The organism is Nocardia sp. JW2, assembly GCF_051843015.1.
Classification (GTDB): Bacteria; Actinomycetota; Actinomycetes; order Mycobacteriales; family Mycobacteriaceae; genus Nocardia; species Nocardia coubleae.
In genome coordinates, this window is the sequence record NZ_JBPXLK010000008.1 from 14,013 (window position 1) to 31,815 (window position 17,803).

The following is a 17,803-nucleotide window of genomic DNA, read 5'->3' on the forward strand; positions in this document are numbered from 1 at the left end:
TTCCGTCAGAGATGTTTGGTGAAGAAGGGCACGAGGCGGTCCAGCGCCTGCGATACCGCTTCGGGCTGGTCGTAGAGGTCGTAGTGCGTCACGCCCTCCAAAACGACAAGTTCCTTGTCCTTGGACGCGGCGCGCTGGTAGAGCTCGAACGCGTCGCGGTAGGCGCCGAACGCGCCGGGCTTGTCGCCGACGACGAGGCACAACGGCTGGGTGAGCAGGACCTCCGCGCGGGTGTAGGCATCCCAACCGACGAGGCGCGCCTGCCGGGAGAACAGAAAGCTGGTGCGGCCATTGGGTTTACGCCCGCGGTCGGTCTTGTAGTACTCGGTCGCCTCTACCAGGTCGACATCGGTCAGACCTGCCTGCGCGGCCGCTTCCGGGGACGGTGGCAGCAGATCGTTGACCTGCTCGTCCTTGCCGCGAGCCTCGGCGGTGCGCTGCGCGGCCATCGCCTCGAGCGCACCCAGTGGGTCGTATTCGGTGAAGCCCTCTAGCATTCGCCGCCCGACATTCGCACCGGTCACCGTGCCGAGGGCTTTGATGCGTCGTTCGGTCATGGTGGCGTTGACGGCGTAGCCACCGCCACCACAGATGGCCAGTACCCCGATCCGGTTCTCATCCACCCAGGGCTGGGTGACCAGATAGTCGATGACGTAGCTGAAATCCTCCGCACGAAACCCGGGGTCCTCGATCAGGCGCGGTTCACCGCCGCTGTCACCTTGAAAGCTCGCGTCGAAGGCGATCGCCACGAACCCCCCGCTCGGCCAGCGCGGTGGCGTAGATATTGCCCGAGGTCTGTTCCTTACAACTGCCGGTCGGGTGGGCACTGATGATCGTGGTGTATTTCCGGCCGGCATCGAATCCCTGCGGATAGTAGATATCTGCCGCGAGGTCCCAAGCCAGGGCCTTGATACGAACGTGTTCGATGTTGTCGGTTGCCATGAGCTTCCTCTCTCGTCAGGTGAATTTCGTGGATCGTCCGCGACGGGCGTCGGTTGTTACGCGACGGACCGCGCGCGGGCGGCCCATCGTGTTCCCAGCCCACCTACCGCGCCCGCCAAGAGCAGGCGGCGCGCAGTGGGATGGGTCGCCAGCCAGGTGTAGGGGCTGAACGGCAGCGCTTGTTTTCCGAAATCCCCTTGGACGCGTGCGTCCCCGCTCGGCACGTAGAGATTGCCGTCGGTGTCGGTCGCCGCGTCCTTGGTTTGCTCCATCGGAATACCGAACTTGGCCAGCACGACGTCGGCCAGTCGGGGGGTGAGGTGCTGCGTCACCTTCATCAGCTTGGCCGCGCCACCGGCGTAAAGATCGCGGACCGGGTGGGTGGCGGCGAACAGGACGCACTCGGCGACCACCGCCGGGTCGTAGAACGGCGGGGCACCCTTCGGCTTCACGTCCATCTTGTTGCGGCCGTTGTCGAAAAACGGCGTATTGATAGCGGCTGGTTTGATACTGGTGACCGAAATCGGTGTACCCGCGGCTTGCAGCTCCCGCCGCAGAGCGTCGAGCATTCCTTCGACGGCGTGCTTGGACGCGGCGTAGGCGCTGTTGAGCGGCATGGAGATCACCGTCTCCCCCGAGCCCACCGACACCAGCGCACCGCCGCCTGCCCGGCGCAGATGCGGCAGCGCCACCTGGAAGCCGTGCACCTGTCCCATGAAGTTGACTTCCATCAACCGACGGAACTCCTCGGGTGTGGTGTGTTCGAAGTCCGCGTAGACCACCACGGCCGCGACGGCGACCCATGTATCGATACGACCGAACTTCGCCACGGCCGCCTCGGCGACGGACTCGACCTGAGCCCGGTCGCTCACATCGCAGACGACATACACCGCCTCCCCACCGGCGTCCTCGATCTCACGTACAAGCGTCGACAGCCCCGCTTCGTTGCGCGCCGCCACCACCACCTTCGTCCCCGCGCCGGCAAGCCGAAGCGCGGTCTCTCGACCGATACCGCTCGACCCGCCGGCAACGACGGCGACCTGCTGCTCGAGTGGTCGGAGCTTGATCCTTGGCATCCGTGATCCCTTCAGTTCGGCTTCCAGCGAGAATTACGCATTATGCTTAGCTGAGGCCACGGTGCGCCTACCCGATTCGGCGACTCCGAATCAGCGGGCCGAGAATTCCCGAAGCGCTCCCGAACGGTGCACGGGAGGCCGCAGCGATCACCTGACGGGCGCGGGGTTGAATCCGGTGAGCAGCCCATGTCCGGCATCGACCGCGATCACGGCGCCGGTCACTACCGAGGCCAGCTCGGAGTTGAGATACAGCGCGGTATCCGCGATGACCTGAGGGTCGAGCAACGACGTCGCCTTGAGAGCGTTGATAATGGTAGGCGCCCTCGTCGAGATCAGCGCGGGTGGCACCGGAGCCACCGGCGAACAGGTCGTAGGCCGACTGGTTGTCGATCATCGGGGTGTCGATGGCACCGGGACAGATTGCATTGCACCGGATGCCGTGCGGTGCCAGCGCTTTGGCCGACCGCCACACTCCGCTGAGGTTGACGCCGATCATCTGCTCCCAGTCGTCGTCGGTGAGCTCTCAGAACGGTTTACGGGTCCAGATGCCCGCGTTGGCGATGAGAATGTCGATCCGGCCGAACTCGGCGATACCTCGCGAGACCGCCCGGTCGAGCGCCGCCTGGTCACGAACATCGGCTTCGACCGCGAGGGCGCGACGGCCCTGCTTCTCGACCAGTTCGACGGTTTCGGCGAGTTCGTCGGCGGTGCCCATCGGGTACGGCACCGTGGATAGTTGACCGGCCAGATCGATGACGATGACGTCGGCGCCTTCGCGGGCGCAGGTCACGGCATGCGCCCGGCCCTGATCTCGGGCCGCGGCGGTGACAAGCGCGATCTTGCCGTCGAGAAGTCCCATCGTGAATTTCCTTCGTGGTGGGGTGGAGGGCTATTCGCCGTGCAGGATCACGCCGCGGATGATCTTCCCGGCCTTCATGTCGGCGTAGCCGTCGTTGATCTGATCCAGCCGGTAGGTGCGGGTCGCCAGTTCGTCGAGTTTCAGATGACCGCTGTCGTAGAGGCGCAGGAGCTTGATGATGTCGTGGTGCGGATTGAGGGTGCCGAACATGGAACCCTTGATCGTCTTCTCCCATTTGGTCATCACCGCGCCGGAGACGTGAATCGTGCGGTCCTCGGGTGCGCCGAGTCCCGTCACGACGACGGTGCCGCCCTTACCGACGATGTCGAAGGCGTCGCTGACAACCTTTTCCTCGACGACTCCCACCGTGACGAGAGCTTGATCGGCGCCCTGCCCCCACGTCAGTTCGTGGACGCGCGCCGCGGCTTCCTCCGCGCTGGCGAAGGCGTGCGTAGCACCGAGTTTCAGCGCTGTCTCTCGTTTGAACTCCACGGGGTCGACCGCGACGACGAACTTGGCCCCGGCGAAGGCGGCACCTTGGATGGCGTTGATGCCGATGCCGCCGATCCCGTAGTCGACGACCGTGTCACCGACATGCACTCCACCCGCCTCGGTCGCCGTCCCCCAGCCGGTCGGCACTCCGCAGCCCACCAGGACGGCCACTTCGAGCGGAATCCACGGATCGATCTTGATCATCGAACGCTCCATCACGGTGGCCCGTTCGGAGAACGTGCCGAGCATGCAGAGGCTGCCGTAATCGCGGCCCTGTGCGTCGTGATATCGGAAGCGGCCGTCGGGAAAAGTGCCGTTCATCGTGTCGGCGGCCATGTCGCACAGACTCGACCGCCCGGTCGCGCAGTATCGGCAGGAACCACAGGTCGGCACGAAGCTGCCGACGACGTGGTCGCCGGGTTGCAGCCGGGTCACGCCCGGTCCGACGGATTCGACGATCCCGGCTCCTTCGTGTCCGAGAACGATCGGGGTGCGACCCGCGAGAATCCCGTCGATGAAGTGGTAGTCGGAATGACAGAGCCCCGAGGCGACGAATTTGACGTGGACCTCGCCGAAACCCGGTTCGTCGACGTCCAGCTCGCGCAACTCGAGTTCGGTGCTGCCTTCATCGATGACAGCTGCCAATGTCTTCATGCGGGTACCGAGTCCGTCGTGCGAGCCCGCAGCGTCGCGGCGCTGGTGATCTCCGAGCCTCCTGCTCGCAGCTCGGCCCAGTCCGTGGGATCGTGGCTGATCCACACGGTGGTTCCGGGTTGAGTGGAGAGCAGTTTGATCTTCTGCAGCGAGTTGTTCTTGCTCGGCCGGTCGACGTCGAACGGCATGCCGATGGTCAGGTCGACGTTGTCCCATTTGTGCGCGGCGTCGCTGGTGAGGACAAGTGTGCTCTCGTCGGGCATGCGCAACTTCAGGCCGAGCGTGCCGGGGGTGTGCCCGTGCAAGGAGAGGAGGGTGACGCTGCCGTCGCCGAACAGGTCGTGATCGTATCCGGCGGGCACCTCGTTCCACGCGATCTTCTGAGCGGCCACGATGTCCTCCTCCCGGAAGAAGGCGGCGTCGAGGTTCGACGGAGTCTTGGCGTACCGCAGTTCGCCCGCGCCGATGAATCCCTGTGCGTGCGGAAAGAGGTCGAGTCCACCGGTGTGGTCGAAGTGCATGTGCGACAACACGATCCGACGGACGTCGCGGGTGGTGTAGCCGATGGCCTCGATCTGCCGGTCGAGTCGGTAGTGTGCGGGGAAATCGATCTGGAACGCTGCGGCCATTTCGCCGTATGCGGCAGCGGGATCGCCGGCGCCGTTGGTCGCCAGGCCCGCGTCGAACACCATCAGCCCTTCGTCGTGCTCGATGAGGAATGTGGGCGCGGGGATCGTCTCCTGCACGCCGCCCGAGCCGAGCATCAAGATGCCGCAGTCGACGGTGAGCTGAGGGGCGTCGAGCGCCCATACACGTCGGATCGTCTTTATTGCTGCCATGGGGACTCCAATGTCTTGCCAGGTGCGGTGCCGAGAATTCAGGAGCTTCCCAGCATTAAATATCATGTGCGGTCAGATGTCGTGGACCAGTGGATCGAAGGAGAGTCGAGTTGCCCTGACCGCCCATTTGTGCCGTGGATCACACGGGTGGCGTGAATACTATCGTCAGTTGCGTTGAGATTCAACAGGTGACTAGATTTACGTCTCCACCTGGATCGACAACCCACAAGGCAGTCCCCTATGCGGGTTTCCCCGAGCGCGGCAGCACGGCGGGGCTAGCAAGTGGCCCTGCGCGCATCCGAAAAGATCCACGCAGGACCGGTTCGACGAAAATGCATTATGTTTCATGCATCTTCTCGTATCCTGCTGCTGGGAAAAGCTCCTGCGGTCCCTCCCCGACGGCCCCCGGTGCCCCCATTCCGCACCGCCACTCCCCCACACCCGTCGCCGGCCCCGACAGCCCGCGACGGCGCCCCGAGGAGCAGCGTTCCTTCGCGCAGAACAAGAGAGATCCGATGAATTCACAGAAGTCCTTGGTAGCCACGATCGGCATGCGCCCCAATCAAATAGCTGTCGTCCTGTTCTGCGCGTTCCTGAACATGCTCGACGGATACGACGTCCTGGTGATGGGCTTCGCGATGCCGTACCTCCCGGAGGGATTCGCGTCGAACGCTCAGAAGGGATACCTGGTCAGCGCCGCCCTGGCAGGCATGGCCGTCGGCGCGATCGGGCTCGCCCGCTTCGCCGACGTCTACGGGCGTCGCAAAGTTCTGTTGATCGGTTTGGCGGTCAACACGATCGGACTGGCGACCTCGGCCCTGTCGACCAACTTCGAGACGTTGTTGCTCACCCGGTTCGTCACCGGTATCGCGATCGGCACGATCAGCGTGGTGATCATCGTGCTCGGCCAGGAGAGCGCGCCGGCGAATCGGCGCAGCATCGCGCTGGGCGTGGTCATGATCGGTTATCCACTCGGCACGATGCTGGCCGGGTTCGCCGGAGCCGGGCTGCTCACCTGGGTCGGTGGCGCATGGCAGGGCATGTTCTGGATCGGCGCGGCATTCGGTGCCGTCTCCCTGGTCGTCACCGCGGTCTTCCTCCGCGAATCCGACGAGTTCCTCCAGCGCAAGGCCACCGGCGAGCCGACACGACACGTGGCAGCCATCGCCGAAACCCGACTGTTGGGTCAGACGCTGCGGACGCGCACGATCCTGCTGGCCGGTGGCTATTCGATGCTGACGGCCGCTTACTACTTCGTCGGCACCTGGACTCCGCAGCTGATCAAGAACGCCAGCGGGGATGCAGGCAGCGGTGCGATGGCAGGCATCATGATCGGCTTGGGCGCGGTCATCGGCGGCACCCTTTTCGGTGCTGTCGGCCTGAAATTCGCCGGCGCGCGGATCGCCGCCGTCACCTCGCTGGTGGCAGCGGTCGCGATCGCCGTATTCGCGGTGACACTGCGCGGCCCCATCGCATTGACCATGGCAGCCGTGCTCGGCGCGGCGATCTTCGCGGCACTCACCGGATACACCGCGACGTCCACCGCCGTCTATCCCGTGCTCGCTCGGGCCAAGGGTTACGGGGTGATGATGGGAGTCGGCCGGGCCGGTGCGATTCTGTCGCCGATCGTCGCAGGCTACGCGTTGAGTGTGCTGACGCCGCGCTCGATGTACCTCGCGGTCATCATTCCACTGACGATCGCCGCGATCGTCGCGCTGGTCCTGATGCGGGTACGTCCGCCGAGTGAACCCGAGCCCGCGACGCAGACATCGCGAGCGGCGGTCGCGGACTAGCGCCAGGCAGGCCGATGGAACCCGCTAGCCGGGATCGGCCACAAACATCCTGATCAGAGTCTGCGACACCTGGTCGGCGAATTCTTCGACCCCGAGATCACTGCCGGGCTTGAACCATTCGCCGATCAGGGCCAGCCCGCCGAGGGCGAGATTCAACGTCACGTGCAGGAGATCGGCCGGGATAGCCTGTGGTGCGGTGACGAGTTCGTCGACCACTTCGCGGAAGATCGCGGTCTGCTCGCGCCGCAGCTCGTCGCGCCGCTGTTCGAGCGCGTCGATCGGCACCTGCACCTTGAGGAAGAGCGGGATGAACTCCGGGTATTCCCGCAGCGTGATGACCGCTTCCTCGCGGAACATCGCGCGGAGCCGGTCCAGCGGCGCCCCTTCCGACTCGGCGATCACCCGCAGCCGGGGAAACACCTCGGCGGCCGCGTGCTCCATACAGCGCAGGAAGAGTTCTTCCTTCGAGGGGAAGTAGTAGTAGAGGCTGGAGCCGCGCATGTCAAGCGCCGCCCCGATGGCCTCGAAATTCGTTGCCTCGTAACCGCATTCGGCGAACAAGCGTGCCGCGGTGTGTTCGATCAGCCGAACGCGATCGGCACGCTTTCGCATCGCCCGCGTCGTGGGTTCGGCACTGTGGACCGAATCGCTATCTGCGCTTGGCGCACCCATCGTCATCCTCCCTGTCGAACTCCGTGCGCCCGAGGCCATGGCCGTCCCGACACCGCGGCGATTCTAACGAACCCGATGCCCCTTCCCGGGAAGCCGCTCATGCAGACGGAACAGCAGTGGCCCCGCCGTGCCCGCGCCGGCCGATCTCGGGTCACCCGGGAGCCCCGGCAACTCATTGCACTTCGACAACATTATATATATTCTATAGTCGAATAGAATTTCTGCCTGGCGCAGGAATAGCCCGGCCGCAGCCTGGACAGAACACAGATCGTCGACTGAAGGTGGAATAGTGAAAATCTCCGGAGTGGAGGTCGCCCATGCCGATGATGTGCTGGTGGGCGGCGCGCTCGGTCCCGCCATGGGCGACAGTTCGACCATCATCGCGCCGGCCACCGGTGAGCCCGTCGCCGTTGTCCGACAGCCCTCCGTAGCCGACGCGATCGCGGCCGTCGACGCCGCCGACGCCGCGCGCGAGACCTGGGCCCGCACTCCCCTGCCCGAACGGATGGCCGCGACGGCTCGCTGGTTCGACCTCGTCGACGCGCGATCGAACGAACTGGACGTGGTGTGGGCCGTCGAGGCGGGGATGCCGCTGCGTCATGGGCGCGCACTGCACCGGTTCGGCACCACTGCGGCATGGCGGTCCGCGCTCGACAAGGCCGAGGAGATGTTGAGCGAACAGCATCGGTCGTCCGAGCTGGGGCAGGTGCTGTTGTGCCGGGAACCGGTGGGCGTGGTGGTGGCGATCCTGCCCTACAACGGGCCCGTCGTCACGATCGCGTCCAAAGTGGTACCGGCGCTGCTGGCCGGCTGTCCCGTCGTCATCAAGGGCGCGCCCGAATCACATCTGACGATGGCTCTGGTCGCCGAGTGCGCGGTGAACGCGGGCTTCCCGGCAGGCGTGGTCAACATCGTCTGTGGTCCGGTGGAGATGGGTAAGGCATTGACTCGTGATCCCCGGGTCGACCTGGTGTCGCTGACCGGCGGGCATGTCGCCGCCCAGGACGTGCTGGCCGCGACCCACGGCCGCTATGCCCGGACCCAGCTCGAACTCGGCGGCAAGTCTCCCGCGCTGATCCTCGACGACGCGCCGCTGGACCGGGCGCTGCGGGCACTGGTTCCCGGCGCGACGAACGGCGCGGGCCAGGTGTGCGCGCTGCTGTCGCGGATCCTGGTGTCCGAGCGCAAACACGACGAACTGACCGACAAACTCCGCGCAGGCTGGGAGCGCTTGACCATCGGCGACCCGCTCGATCCGAAAACCCATCTCGGTCCGTTGATCAACGAGGCCGCGCGGCACCGCACCGAGGACTTCGTCGCCGAAGCCACGGCCGGCGGTGCGCAGCTGGTCACCGGCGGCAAACGGCCACCGCACCGTGATGCCGGATGGTTCTACGAGCCGACCCTGTTCACCCACGTCTCCGAGGACTCCGAACTGGTCCAGCGCGAAGTGTTCGGCCCGGTGACGGCGGTACAGGTGTACCGCGATCTCGACGACGCCGTGCGTCTGGCCAATGCGACCGTCTTCGGATTGTCGGGTGCGGTGTTCACCGCCGACACCGACCTCGGCCTCGAGGTGGCGCGTCGGATCCGGGCCGGCGCGGTCGCCGTCAACACCTTCGGTCCCGCGATGAGCGCGCCGTTCGGCGGTGTCGGCGCGTCCGGGTGGGGCCGGGAATCGGGCCCCGAGGGAATCCTCGGGTTCACCGAGCTCAAACAGATTCTCGTCGGGTCGTGAAGTCATGGACCGACCGACCTCGACCGAAAGGCAGCCCATGGGACCGTTGACCGGACTCAAGATCATCGAACTGGCCGGGCTCGGGCCGGGACCGTGGTGCGGGATGCTGCTCAGCGACCTCGGCGCCGAGGTCCTGCGCATCGACCGGCCAAATGCCGTAGGTGCCCTGCGCACCGATCTGGGCGCGAGCAACGGGCGTCAGCCGGCCTTCGTCAACGATCGCGGACGACGATCGGTGGCCATCGATCTCAAACACCCCGACGGCGTGAAAACCGTTCTGCGCCTGGTCGAACAGGCCGACGCGCTCATCGAGGGCAACAGGCCGGGTGTCACCGAGCGACTGGGCGTGGGGCCGGAGGCATGCTGGGCACGCAATCCCCGCCTGGTCTACGGCTGGGCGACGGGGTGGGGTCAGGACGGGCCGCTCAGTCAGACGGCCGGACACGATCTCAACTATCTCTCCCTGACCGGCCTGCTCGCCGCGATGGGCCCGCGCGGTGGTGCCCCCACGATCCCGCTCAACCTGCTCGGTGACTACGCCGGCGGTGGCCTGATGCTGACCATGGGGTTGCTGTCGGCGCTGTGGGAGGCTCGCGGCAGCGGACGCGGACAGGTGGTCGACGCCGCAATGGTCGATGGCATAGCACTGCTCGGCGGCGTCTTCTACGGCCAACGGCAGGCGGGGATGCTCGAGCTCGAGCGCGGCACGAACATGCTCGACGGCGGCGCACCGTTCTACTGCGTGTACGAAACCGCCGACGGTGGATGGATGGCGGTCGGCGCCATCGAGTCCAAATTCTTCACCGAACTCCTCGACGTCCTCGGACTGGAGCCCGAACTCGCCGATACCCAATGGGATCGCGCGGGCTGGCCGTCGATGCGTGACCGGTTCGCGGAAGTGTTCTTCTCCCGCACCCGCGCGCAATGGGAAACCGCCTTCGCCGGGCGGGAAGCCTGCACCACACCGGTTCTCGACCTCGACGAAGCGCTGAAGCACGAGCATGCCCTGGCACGACACAGTTTCGTCCCGGTCGACGGCGTGCTGCAGCCCGCGCCCGCGCCGCGGTTCAGCCGTACCCCCGGCCGGGTCCAAGGTCCGTCGGTACCGGCGGGGACGAATACCGCTGGCGCACTTCTCGATTGGGGTTTCGATCCATCCGAGCTCGACGCCCTCCGTGCCGCGGGTGCGGTCCACTGAGAGACAAGGAACAACGAATGAGTCACTGCCGCCTCACTCGCCGGAGCATCCGATGGGGATGAGCCTGAACTACATCACCGACGCCATCGCCGCGCAGATGCCCGCCGTCGATCCGAACCGGCCCGCGGTGGCCCTCGGTGACGAGCCCGCGTTGAGCTGGCTCGAACTGCGCGCCGCCGAGCTGCGCTACGCGCGGGCGCTGCAACAGGCAGGGGTGCGCAAAGGTGACCGGGTGGGTCTGCTGCTGCGCAACTGCACCGATTACATCGCCCTCTACCTGGCCATCGGTCGGGTCGGCGCGATCGCAGTACGCCTCAACTGGCGGCTCACCGCACCAGAATTGCTTTTCGCGCTCGATGATTCCGATCCCGGCGTGCTCGTGTTCGATCCCGAATTCGGCGCCACATTGGCCGGTATCCGCGACGACATCGCGGTGACAACCTATGTCGCGCGCGGCGATTCCGGTTCCCTCGATGGAGCTGTTGCCCTTGCCGAATTCGCCGCCGAGGACTCCGATGCCACTGGTTTCCCGGTCGTGAGCGCCGAAGACCCGGTGTCGCTGATGTATTCATCGGGCACCACCGGACGACCCAAGGGTGCGTTGTTCTCCCACGGCAACGCCCTGTGGATCGGATCGATCCAGGCGCAACGCTGGCGCATCGGCAGCGACACCGTGAGCCAGACCAGTGGGCCGCTGTTCCACGCGGGCGGCTTCGAGGTCCTGTTGCTGCCGGCGCTGACCTCCCACGGCACCGCGATCACCTTCCCGTCGGGCAACTTCACGCTCGAGAACTTCCTGGACGTCGCCAACCGGCACGGTGCCACCGATGTGTTGCTCTACCCCTTCATGCTGTTCGATCTGCTGCGTGGCGACGAGAAAATCGTCGAACGCGTACCGCAGTCGCTGCGGCGCATCGTCACCGGCGGTGACATCGTGATGCCGTGGGTCTACGACGAACTCGAAAACCGCCTTCCCGGTGTCGAACTGGTGCAGTCCTACAGTCTCACCGAAACCTCGGCAGCGTCGATGCCGAGGGCTTTCTGACCATCGCCGGACGGGCCAAGGACATGTACCGCAGCGGCGGTGAGAACGTCTACCCCGCCGAGATCGAGATGGTGCTCACCGGACACCGCGATGTCGCCGACGCCGCCGTGATCGGCGTGCCGGATCAGCGTTACGTCGAAGTGGGTGCCGCACTCGTCGTCGCGACCGAAGGCAGCTGCATCGATATCGAGGAGCTGCGCGGCTGGCTCGGTGAACGTCTCGCCAAACACAAAGTGCCCAAACACTTCTACGTCGTCGGCGAATTGCCTCGCAACGCCAACGGCAAGGTCCTCAAGAACGTGCTGCGCGACACCTACGCACAGCCAACGACAACGGAGACGAACCCATGACACGAGCAGCACTGTTCGAACAGGCCGGTGCGCCACTGCGGCTGGCCGAGATCGAGATCGCGTCACCCGGTCCCGGCGAGGTCGTCGTCGATGTCGCCGCCACCGGTGTCTGCCATTCCGACGTGGGGGTGTTCTCCGGGAAGCTCCCCGCACCGGTGCCTTTGGTGCTCGGCCACGAGGGTGCCGGTGTCGTCGCCGAGGTCGGGGCGGGCGTGGACGATCTGGCCGTCGGCGATCATGTCGTGTTGTCGTGGCTCGCCAATTGCGGCACCTGCTACTACTGTCAGCGCGCCGAACAGCACCTGTGCGGCCGTCCGCGAACCATGCTCGGCGCCCACACGCTGCCCGACGGCAGCACCCGGATGAGTCTCGACGGCACACCGGTGCGCCAGTTCTGCGGGCTCGGCACATTCTCCCAACGCACCGTCGTGCCTGCGGGCGCGGCCATCCGGATCTCCGACCGGGTGCCGATCGCCTCCGCTGCCCTGCTCGGATGTGGCGTGCTCACCGGATTCGGCGCCGCGGTCAAGACGGGCGGCGTCCGGGTAGGCGACGCCGTCGCGGTGATCGGTTGCGGCGGGGTGGGCCTGAACGCAGTTCAGGGTGCCCGGATCGCAGGCGCCACCACCATCATCGCCATCGATGTCCACACCGACCGGCTCGCACTCGCCACCCGCCTCGGTGCGACCCATACCCTCACCGCGGGCCCGGAGGTCGTCAAACAGGTGCAGCGGCTCACCGGGCGCCGCGGTGCCGATGTCGTCATCGAAGTCGCGGGACGTCAGGAGACCGTCAATCAGGCGGTGGCGATGGCCCGGCGCGGCGGGACCGCGGTTCTGGTCGGCGCGGGGCCTGGTGTGGGCGTGGACGAAGTGTTCAACAATGTGGTCATGTCCGGCAAGACGGTCAAGGGCTGCCTCTACGGCTCCGCCTATGTCAAGCGCGACATCCCGCAGTTGGTCGAGCTCTACGAACGCGGTGCGTTGCTGCTGGACGAATTGGTCACCGAGACATTCGGTTTCGACGCCATCGCCAAGGCTGTGGACTATTGCGCCGGGGAGAACGGGGCCCGCGCGGTCGTCCTCTCCTGAGTGCCCGCGGTCGGAGACCACTCGGCTCCGCGATGCGGGCGCTCACCGGCGTGGCGACAAGCGGATCCGGACCGCACCGATCGGTATGCTGAAACTTCGCTGGGCACCGCTGGAGAACAGCTACGGAGGAAGCCATGAGCGCACCGCGTCTTCCGCTCGCACGCGCGGTATCGCCGCTCGAACTGTTCTTCGACCTGGTCTTCGTCCTGGCGTTGGGCCAGCTCACTCATCACCTGGTGTCGCATCTGAGCTGGCGGGGCGCGGCCGAGACGCTGGTCGCGTTGATCGCGGTGGTCGGTATCTGGACGTTCACCACATTCGAAATCACCATGCTCGACGTCGAACGCAAGACCACCCAGATCATCACCGTGGTGGTGATGGCGTTCGGTCTGTTCGCCAACGCCGGAATCGCGCACGCGTTCGACGACAGTCCGTGGCTGTTCGTGGTGCCGATGCTGGCCGCGCTGATCGGCCCCTGCGTCTATGCCGCGGTGACCGCGCCCGGCGAAGCTCTCCGTGAGCACTTCCTGCGGGTGTTGCTGTGGTTCGCGGTCTCCACGCCCCTGTGGCTGATCGGCGCGGCGGTGGAACCCGAGAGCCGCCTGTGGTTCTGGGCAGCCGCGGCCGCGATCGACCTGATCGGCACCTGGGCGGCGCACCCGATCCCCGGGCGGCGGATCCATTCGCGCGAACTGGCCTTCGACGCCGAACACATCGTCGAGCGAATGCGGCTGTTCCTCATCATCATGCTCGGCGAGACCGTGCTGACGCTGGGCCGGGTGATCACCGAACACCATGACGACGCCCTGGTGCTGACCATGGCCTTCGGCTGTTTTGTGGCGCTGGTGTGTCTGTGGCAGATGTACTTCGCGCGGGCCGAGCGTCAGGTGGTCCGGCACATCACGCGCACCGCCGACCCGATCGCCGCCGTGCATCTCGGACTCAGCGCGATCTACGGGGTGGTGGCGGGGCTGGTGATGTTCGCCGCGGGCGCGGAAATGCTGCTCGGCCACGCACACACGGCCCCCGCAGGTGTCGCGGGCGTGCTCGTCTTGACCGGCCCTGCTGTCTACCTGCTCTCGCAGGCATTCTATTTCTACCGGGAGACGCGACGCGATTGGGCGCCGCGCGTGGTCGGCGCGGCCGTGCTGGTCGCCGCCTCGATCGTGGCCTACCACCTGCCGCCGTGGTCGGTGGTGGTGCTGCTCGTGCTAGGCCTCGGCGGCCTGGCCGTTCGCCTGTCACGCTCGTCTGCGAAAACCACCACCCTGTGAATCACACCGCACGCACCTGACCTGTAGCTCAAGCGGAGAACTATCGAGGGTGTCGCAGCTTCCATCGGGGTCGAGGAAAGTGGCAACTGTAGCCCTCGGGATGGCGCTGCAAATAGTTCTGGTGCTCGGCATCAGCCTCCCAGAACTCGTCGAACGCAGTGACTTCGGTGACGACCTTGCCACGCCACAGCCCCGAGCTCTCGACATCGAAAATCGTGCCGAGTGCGGTGCGCATCTGCTCGTCGTCGCGATAGAAGATGGCGGATCGGTAGGCGGTTCCGACATCTCTACCCTGGCGGTTCTCAGTCGTCGGATCGTGGATCTGGAAGAAGAACTCCAGAATCGTCCGATAGTCGGTCGACGTCGGATCGAAAGTGATCTCGACTGCTTCGGCATGTCCACGACCATCGCGCGGAGTGGGACTGCCTGTGCCACCGGCATATCCGACACGTGTGGAAACCACACCGACCTGCTTACTGATCAGATCCTGCATGCCCCAGAAACACCCACCGGCCAGTACAGCTATCTGCGGATTGTTCATCGTCGCCTCCCCCGAACCAAACTACGCGATCGGCCCAGTCGGCCACACGACACGAACGAAGCCAGGGCCACCGGTGTCAGGTGGCCCTGGCTTCGTGTCGAGCTGGATCAGCCCAGGTTCTTGTGGAAGAACGGCACCAGGCTCTCCAGCGCTTCGCCGGTGGGGCCGGGCTGGTCGTACAGGTCGTAGTGCGAGGCACCCTCGACCACGACGAGCTGCTTGTCCTTCGACGCGGCACGACCGTAGAGCTCCATGCTCAACCGCTGCGACGCGAAGGCGCCGGGCTTGTCGCCGATGACGACACACAGCGGCTGGGTCAGGAAGACCTCTACGCGGTCATAAGCATCCCAGTCGGCGAGGGCGGCCTGGCGACCGAAGTTGAAGCTGGTCTTGCCACCGGGGGCCTGACCACGATCGGTCTTGTAGTAGTCGGTGGCTTCGAGCACATCGATATCGTTGACGCCCGCCTGCTTGGCCGCGTCGACCGACGGCGGCAGCAGATCGTTGATCACCTGGGCCGCGCCGCGTGCCTCCGCGGTGCGCTGCGCGGCGATGGCCTCGAGCATGCCCATCGGGTTGTACTCCGAGAAGCCCTCACGCATCAGCCGGCCGACGTTGCTGCCGACCACGGTGCCCAGCGCCTTGATCCGGCGGTCGATCTTGGTGGCGGCCACTGCGTAACCCGCGCCACCGCAGATCGCGAGCACGCCGATGTTCTCGGCGTCGACGTACGGCAGGCTCACCAGATGGTCGATCACGAAGCTGAAGTCGCTGGTCCGGAAGCCCGGATCCTCGACCGAGCGCGGATCGCCACCGCTGTCACCCTGGAAGCTGGCGTCGAACGCGGCGACGACGAAGCCGGCCTCGGCCAGCGCCTTGCCGTAGATGTTGCCTGAGGTCTGCGCCTTGCAGCTGCCGGTCGGGTGAGCGGAGACGATGGTGGGATACACCTTCGACTCGTCGAACCCCGGCGGGAAGTAGATATCGGTCGCGATGTCCCAGGCCCAGCCCTTGACCGCCACTGTCTTGATGTTGTCTGCCATGACCTTTCCTTCTCCCATTCGCTAGCTACTCACTGGCTATAACTAGAAGCTACGGCCGCTTCAGCAGCGTTAGAAGGGCAGAACAGTGCCTAGGAAGAATCCATCCCACTCTGACCCGATGTCGACGACCGGAGCATCGAGGCACAGCTACCCTCCCGCTTCGGATTCGATCGAACCGGGCCAGCAGGCGGCAGAGACTGCGCATCAGGTCATCGATTCCCGATTACACTCATCGCATGTCTGTTCGACGGCGGATCACGCTCCTCGCGTTCGCCCTGCTGCTCCCCCTCTCCGCCACCGCCTGCACCGTCACCGGGCCGGGAACCACCTCCGAATGCACCGTCAGCGGTTGCACCGTGACCTTCGACCGAGGCGTGAACGCCAAGGCTTCGGTACTCGGCATCGACGCCGAACTCGTCGCCGTGAACGGCAACATCGTCACCCTGCGCATCGGCGGTCAGGAAGTGACCGTGCCCGCCGGGGAATCCCAGCCCGCGCAAGGGATGGACGTGCGCGTCAGCGAGGTCACCGACGAGAAGGTCGTCGTCGTGCTTTCCACCGGCCTGAACCAGAACTGACGCACCGGAAATGGTTGTGCGCCACGCTCATCCGAGCACGTTGGGTTGATCGAGGATCCAGCGCCACGTCCCGTCGGGCTGCCTGCGCGCCACTTCGACGGTCGCCCCCGTACCGCTGGGCAGTCGGGAGGACGTGAGCGCGAGGTCGCCCGCGCGTAATGCCGGTGCCTGCGGGCCCGGCTGGAACACCGGACGGTCGGCGACGAGCCGGGCGTAGGCGGCCCTGATCTCCTCGATCCCGGTGGCGACAACACCGTCGGGCAACGCGAGCACCGCGTCGCTCTCGTACAGCTCGACCAGGCCGTCCACATCGCCGGCGTTCAACCGTTCGACCACCAGTCTGCTCAGATCCTCCGGGCGCCTCGCCCGTTCCCTGGCACCCTCGATACTGTCGGTCATCGTCACCCTCCTCGACTCGGGTTGTGCGCCAACGGTAGCGCCGGGGTACGACACAAACCCGCTCCGGAAACCACGAAACCCCCGAAAACCCAAGGGCCTTCGGAGGTTTCGTAGACAAATATGGTGTATCAGCCGATCACAGCGGCGGGAACCCCGACGATCCGGTCGCCATCCAGTTCCAGAACTCCGCAGCGCGGTTCGTCACCAAAGCGATGACGTCGAGGACAGTGCTTCCCATTGTCTTCCTTCATCCGAACGAACACTCTTGCGTCCTCACCATAGCAACCGGCTTCGAGTGCACAACGTTGTGATAACGGACAGATGACAACGCACTTCGCTGAACAACGTCGAGGCGAACCGCATCCGGCCACGCAGACGTCGCGGCCGGGTGCCTTGCGGCACAGTCCGACTCAGCGCGGGGCCATGCGGATGGCGCCGTCGAGGCGGATGGTTTCGCCGTTGAGCATCGGGTTCTCCACGATGTGGCGGGCCAGTGCGGCGAACTCGGCCGGCTGACCGAGGCGGGAGGGGTGCGGGACCTGGGCGCCGAGGGACTGCAGGGCCTCCTCGGGCAGCGTTTCGAACAGCGGCGTGCGGAACAGGCCGGGCGCGATGGTGACGACGCGGATCTTGAAGCTCGCCAGGTCGCGTGCGACCGGCAGGGTCAGGCCGACGATGCCGCCCTTGGACGCCGAGTAGGCGGCCTGGCCGATCTGGCCGTCGTAGGCGGCGACCGAGGCGGTGTTGATGATGACGCCGCGCTCCTCACCGACGGGTTCGGTGGCCGACATGCGTTCGGCGGCCAGCCGGATCACATTGAAGGTGCCGACGAGGTTCACGTTGATCACCTTGGTGAAGTCGGCGAGCGGGAAGGCACCCTTCTTGCCGACCGTCTTGATCGCGTTGCCGATTCCGGCGCAGTTCACGGCGATGCGCAGCGGGGCCAGCGATTCGGCGATGTCGAGCGCCGCGACAACCGCCGATTCATCGGTCACATCCGCGGCCGCGAAGGCCGCACCCTCGCCGAGTTCCTTGGCGATGGCCGCGCCGTTGGACGAGGGCAGGTCGACGATGACGACCTTGGCGCCCTTGGCGTGCAGTTCCTGCACGGTCGCCAAGCCGAGGCCCGACGCGCCGCCCGTGACGATCGCGGACGAGTTGACGAAATCCATACTTTTCTCCTGTTTCGGTGACGGCCCACCGATATTGACACACTTCG

20 protein-coding genes and 1 pseudogene are annotated in these 17,803 nt (G+C 65.8%); 8 read left to right on the top strand and 13 right to left on the bottom strand.

What is annotated here, in order from left to right; all coding sequences use genetic code 11:
• Positions 1–5 precede the first annotated feature (5 nt).
• The 8 genes and pseudogenes from ACSVDM_RS13545 to ACSVDM_RS13580 form a co-directional block, all read right to left on the bottom strand.
• Positions 6–749 (bottom strand): alpha/beta hydrolase, encoded by a 744-nt coding sequence (locus tag ACSVDM_RS13545; protein ID WP_439265147.1) that lies wholly within the window; start codon positions 747–749, stop codon positions 6–8.
• Positions 715–942 carry a hypothetical protein gene (locus ACSVDM_RS13550; protein ID WP_439265149.1) on the bottom strand — a complete coding sequence of 76 codons (228 nt, stop codon included), beginning with the start codon at positions 940–942 and terminating at the stop codon, positions 715–717. Before ACSVDM_RS13550 ends, ACSVDM_RS13545 begins: the two co-directional genes overlap by 35 nt.
• 56 nt (positions 943–998) lie before the next feature.
• The gene (locus ACSVDM_RS13555; RefSeq protein WP_439265151.1) at positions 999–2,018 is read right to left on the bottom strand and encodes an SDR family oxidoreductase; all 1,020 of its coding nucleotides are present in this window, start codon (positions 2,016–2,018) and stop codon (positions 999–1,001) included.
• 147 nt (positions 2,019–2,165) lie between these two features.
• Positions 2,166–2,303 (bottom strand): hypothetical protein, encoded by a 138-nt coding sequence (locus ACSVDM_RS13560; RefSeq protein WP_439265521.1) that lies wholly within the window; start codon positions 2,301–2,303, stop codon positions 2,166–2,168.
• 127 nt (positions 2,304–2,430) lie between these two features.
• Positions 2,431–2,514, bottom strand: a pseudogene (locus tag ACSVDM_RS13565) (hypothetical protein); the annotation flags it as partial.
• A gap of 27 nt (positions 2,515–2,541) precedes the next feature.
• Positions 2,542–2,877 (bottom strand): SDR family NAD(P)-dependent oxidoreductase, encoded by a 336-nt coding sequence (locus ACSVDM_RS13570; RefSeq protein ID WP_439265153.1) that lies wholly within the window; start codon positions 2,875–2,877, stop codon positions 2,542–2,544.
• A gap of 30 nt (positions 2,878–2,907) precedes the next feature.
• Complete coding sequence (locus ACSVDM_RS13575; protein ID WP_439265155.1) at positions 2,908–4,023, bottom strand: NDMA-dependent alcohol dehydrogenase; 1,116 nt, start codon at positions 4,021–4,023, stop codon at positions 2,908–2,910.
• On the bottom strand, positions 4,020–4,862 hold the full coding sequence (locus tag ACSVDM_RS13580; protein WP_439265157.1) for an N-acyl homoserine lactonase family protein: 843 nt from the start codon (positions 4,860–4,862) through the stop codon (positions 4,020–4,022). The genes ACSVDM_RS13575 and ACSVDM_RS13580 overlap by 4 nt, the downstream gene beginning before the upstream one ends.
• A gap of 515 nt (positions 4,863–5,377) precedes the next feature.
• Here ACSVDM_RS13580 and ACSVDM_RS13585 point away from each other — a divergent pair.
• Positions 5,378–6,655 (top strand): MFS transporter, encoded by a 1,278-nt coding sequence (locus tag ACSVDM_RS13585; RefSeq protein ID WP_439265159.1) that lies wholly within the window; start codon positions 5,378–5,380, stop codon positions 6,653–6,655.
• Between the two features lie 24 nt (positions 6,656–6,679).
• Here ACSVDM_RS13585 and ACSVDM_RS13590 read toward each other — a convergent pair whose 3' ends face one another.
• Positions 6,680–7,366: a TetR/AcrR family transcriptional regulator gene (locus tag ACSVDM_RS13590; protein WP_439265161.1), complete on the bottom strand. Its 687-nt coding sequence runs from the start codon at positions 7,364–7,366 to the stop codon at positions 6,680–6,682.
• A gap of 250 nt (positions 7,367–7,616) precedes the next feature.
• On the opposite strand from ACSVDM_RS13590, the gene ACSVDM_RS13595 reads away from it, so the two are divergent.
• The 6 genes from ACSVDM_RS13595 to ACSVDM_RS13620 all read left to right on the top strand — a co-directional run bounded on the left by ACSVDM_RS13595 (position 7,617) and on the right by ACSVDM_RS13620 (position 14,023).
• Positions 7,617–9,065: an aldehyde dehydrogenase family protein gene (locus ACSVDM_RS13595; protein WP_439265163.1), complete on the top strand. Its 1,449-nt coding sequence runs from the start codon at positions 7,617–7,619 to the stop codon at positions 9,063–9,065.
• Positions 9,066–9,102: 37 nt separating this feature from the next.
• Positions 9,103–10,263 carry a CaiB/BaiF CoA transferase family protein gene (locus ACSVDM_RS13600; protein WP_439265165.1) on the top strand — a complete coding sequence of 387 codons (1,161 nt, stop codon included), beginning with the start codon at positions 9,103–9,105 and terminating at the stop codon, positions 10,261–10,263.
• A gap of 52 nt (positions 10,264–10,315) precedes the next feature.
• Positions 10,316–11,308, top strand: coding sequence for an AMP-binding protein (locus ACSVDM_RS13605; RefSeq protein ID WP_439265167.1), 993 nt, complete (start codon positions 10,316–10,318; stop codon positions 11,306–11,308).
• Between the two features lie 23 nt (positions 11,309–11,331).
• Complete coding sequence (locus tag ACSVDM_RS13610) at positions 11,332–11,658, top strand: AMP-binding enzyme (protein WP_439265169.1); 327 nt, start codon at positions 11,332–11,334, stop codon at positions 11,656–11,658.
• Positions 11,655–12,749 (top strand): Zn-dependent alcohol dehydrogenase, encoded by a 1,095-nt coding sequence (locus ACSVDM_RS13615; protein WP_439265170.1) that lies wholly within the window; start codon positions 11,655–11,657, stop codon positions 12,747–12,749. The genes ACSVDM_RS13610 and ACSVDM_RS13615 overlap by 4 nt, the downstream gene beginning before the upstream one ends.
• Positions 12,750–12,883: 134 nt before the next feature.
• On the top strand, positions 12,884–14,023 hold the full coding sequence (locus tag ACSVDM_RS13620; protein WP_439265172.1) for a low temperature requirement protein A: 1,140 nt from the start codon (positions 12,884–12,886) through the stop codon (positions 14,021–14,023).
• Between the two features lie 40 nt (positions 14,024–14,063).
• On the opposite strand, the gene msrA is transcribed toward ACSVDM_RS13620, so the two are convergent.
• Positions 14,064–14,564, bottom strand: a complete 501-nt coding sequence (msrA, locus tag ACSVDM_RS13625; protein WP_439265173.1) for a peptide-methionine (S)-S-oxide reductase MsrA — start codon at positions 14,562–14,564, stop codon at positions 14,064–14,066.
• A gap of 107 nt (positions 14,565–14,671) precedes the next feature.
• Positions 14,672–15,607 carry an alpha/beta hydrolase gene (locus tag ACSVDM_RS13630; protein ID WP_067488653.1) on the bottom strand — a complete coding sequence of 312 codons (936 nt, stop codon included), beginning with the start codon at positions 15,605–15,607 and terminating at the stop codon, positions 14,672–14,674.
• Between the two features lie 236 nt (positions 15,608–15,843).
• Here ACSVDM_RS13630 and ACSVDM_RS13635 point away from each other — a divergent pair, with 236 nt between their 5' ends.
• Positions 15,844–16,185, top strand: coding sequence for a hypothetical protein (locus tag ACSVDM_RS13635; protein WP_067489284.1), 342 nt, complete (start codon positions 15,844–15,846; stop codon positions 16,183–16,185).
• A gap of 27 nt (positions 16,186–16,212) precedes the next feature.
• On the opposite strand, the gene ACSVDM_RS13640 is transcribed toward ACSVDM_RS13635, so the two are convergent.
• Both ACSVDM_RS13640 and ACSVDM_RS13645 read right to left on the bottom strand, forming a co-directional pair.
• Positions 16,213–16,584, bottom strand: coding sequence for a YybH family protein (locus tag ACSVDM_RS13640; protein WP_439265176.1), 372 nt, complete (start codon positions 16,582–16,584; stop codon positions 16,213–16,215).
• Positions 16,585–16,994: 410 nt separating this feature from the next.
• On the bottom strand, positions 16,995–17,756 hold the full coding sequence (locus ACSVDM_RS13645) for a 3-hydroxyacyl-CoA dehydrogenase (RefSeq protein WP_357143695.1): 762 nt from the start codon (positions 17,754–17,756) through the stop codon (positions 16,995–16,997).
• Positions 17,757–17,803 lie beyond the last annotated feature (47 nt).

What these genes read in the sequence shown, in the direction of transcription:
- ACSVDM_RS13550 (WP_439265149.1), bottom strand. Translation starts at nt 942, where the DNA reads ATGGCAACCGACAACATCGAACACGTTCGTATCAAGGCCCTGGCTTGG.
- ACSVDM_RS13555 (WP_439265151.1), bottom strand. Translation starts at nt 2,018, where the DNA reads ATGCCAAGGATCAAGCTCCGACCACTCGAGCAGCAGGTCGCCGTCGTT.
- ACSVDM_RS13570 (WP_439265153.1), bottom strand. Translation starts at nt 2,877, where the DNA reads ATGGGACTTCTCGACGGCAAGATCGCGCTTGTCACCGCCGCGGCCCGA.
- ACSVDM_RS13575 (WP_439265155.1), bottom strand. Translation starts at nt 4,023, where the DNA reads ATGAAGACATTGGCAGCTGTCATCGATGAAGGCAGCACCGAACTCGAG.
- ACSVDM_RS13580 (WP_439265157.1), bottom strand. Translation starts at nt 4,862, where the DNA reads ATGGCAGCAATAAAGACGATCCGACGTGTATGGGCGCTCGACGCCCCT.
- ACSVDM_RS13585 (WP_439265159.1), top strand. Translation starts at nt 5,378, where the DNA reads ATGAATTCACAGAAGTCCTTGGTAGCCACGATCGGCATGCGCCCCAAT.
- ACSVDM_RS13590 (WP_439265161.1), bottom strand. Translation starts at nt 7,366, where the DNA reads ATGGCCTCGGGCGCACGGAGTTCGACAGGGAGGATGACGATGGGTGCG.
- ACSVDM_RS13600 (WP_439265165.1), top strand. Translation starts at nt 9,103, where the DNA reads ATGGGACCGTTGACCGGACTCAAGATCATCGAACTGGCCGGGCTCGGG.
- ACSVDM_RS13605 (WP_439265167.1), top strand. Translation starts at nt 10,316, where the DNA reads ATGGGGATGAGCCTGAACTACATCACCGACGCCATCGCCGCGCAGATG.
- ACSVDM_RS13610 (WP_439265169.1), top strand. Translation starts at nt 11,332, where the DNA reads ATGTACCGCAGCGGCGGTGAGAACGTCTACCCCGCCGAGATCGAGATG.
- ACSVDM_RS13615 (WP_439265170.1), top strand. Translation starts at nt 11,655, where the DNA reads ATGACACGAGCAGCACTGTTCGAACAGGCCGGTGCGCCACTGCGGCTG.
- ACSVDM_RS13620 (WP_439265172.1), top strand. Translation starts at nt 12,884, where the DNA reads ATGAGCGCACCGCGTCTTCCGCTCGCACGCGCGGTATCGCCGCTCGAA.
- msrA (WP_439265173.1), bottom strand. Translation starts at nt 14,564, where the DNA reads ATGAACAATCCGCAGATAGCTGTACTGGCCGGTGGGTGTTTCTGGGGC.
- ACSVDM_RS13630 (WP_067488653.1), bottom strand. Translation starts at nt 15,607, where the DNA reads ATGGCAGACAACATCAAGACAGTGGCGGTCAAGGGCTGGGCCTGGGAC.
- ACSVDM_RS13635 (WP_067489284.1), top strand. Translation starts at nt 15,844, where the DNA reads ATGTCTGTTCGACGGCGGATCACGCTCCTCGCGTTCGCCCTGCTGCTC.
- ACSVDM_RS13640 (WP_439265176.1), bottom strand. Translation starts at nt 16,584, where the DNA reads ATGACCGACAGTATCGAGGGTGCCAGGGAACGGGCGAGGCGCCCGGAG.
- ACSVDM_RS13645 (WP_357143695.1), bottom strand. Translation starts at nt 17,756, where the DNA reads ATGGATTTCGTCAACTCGTCCGCGATCGTCACGGGCGGCGCGTCGGGC.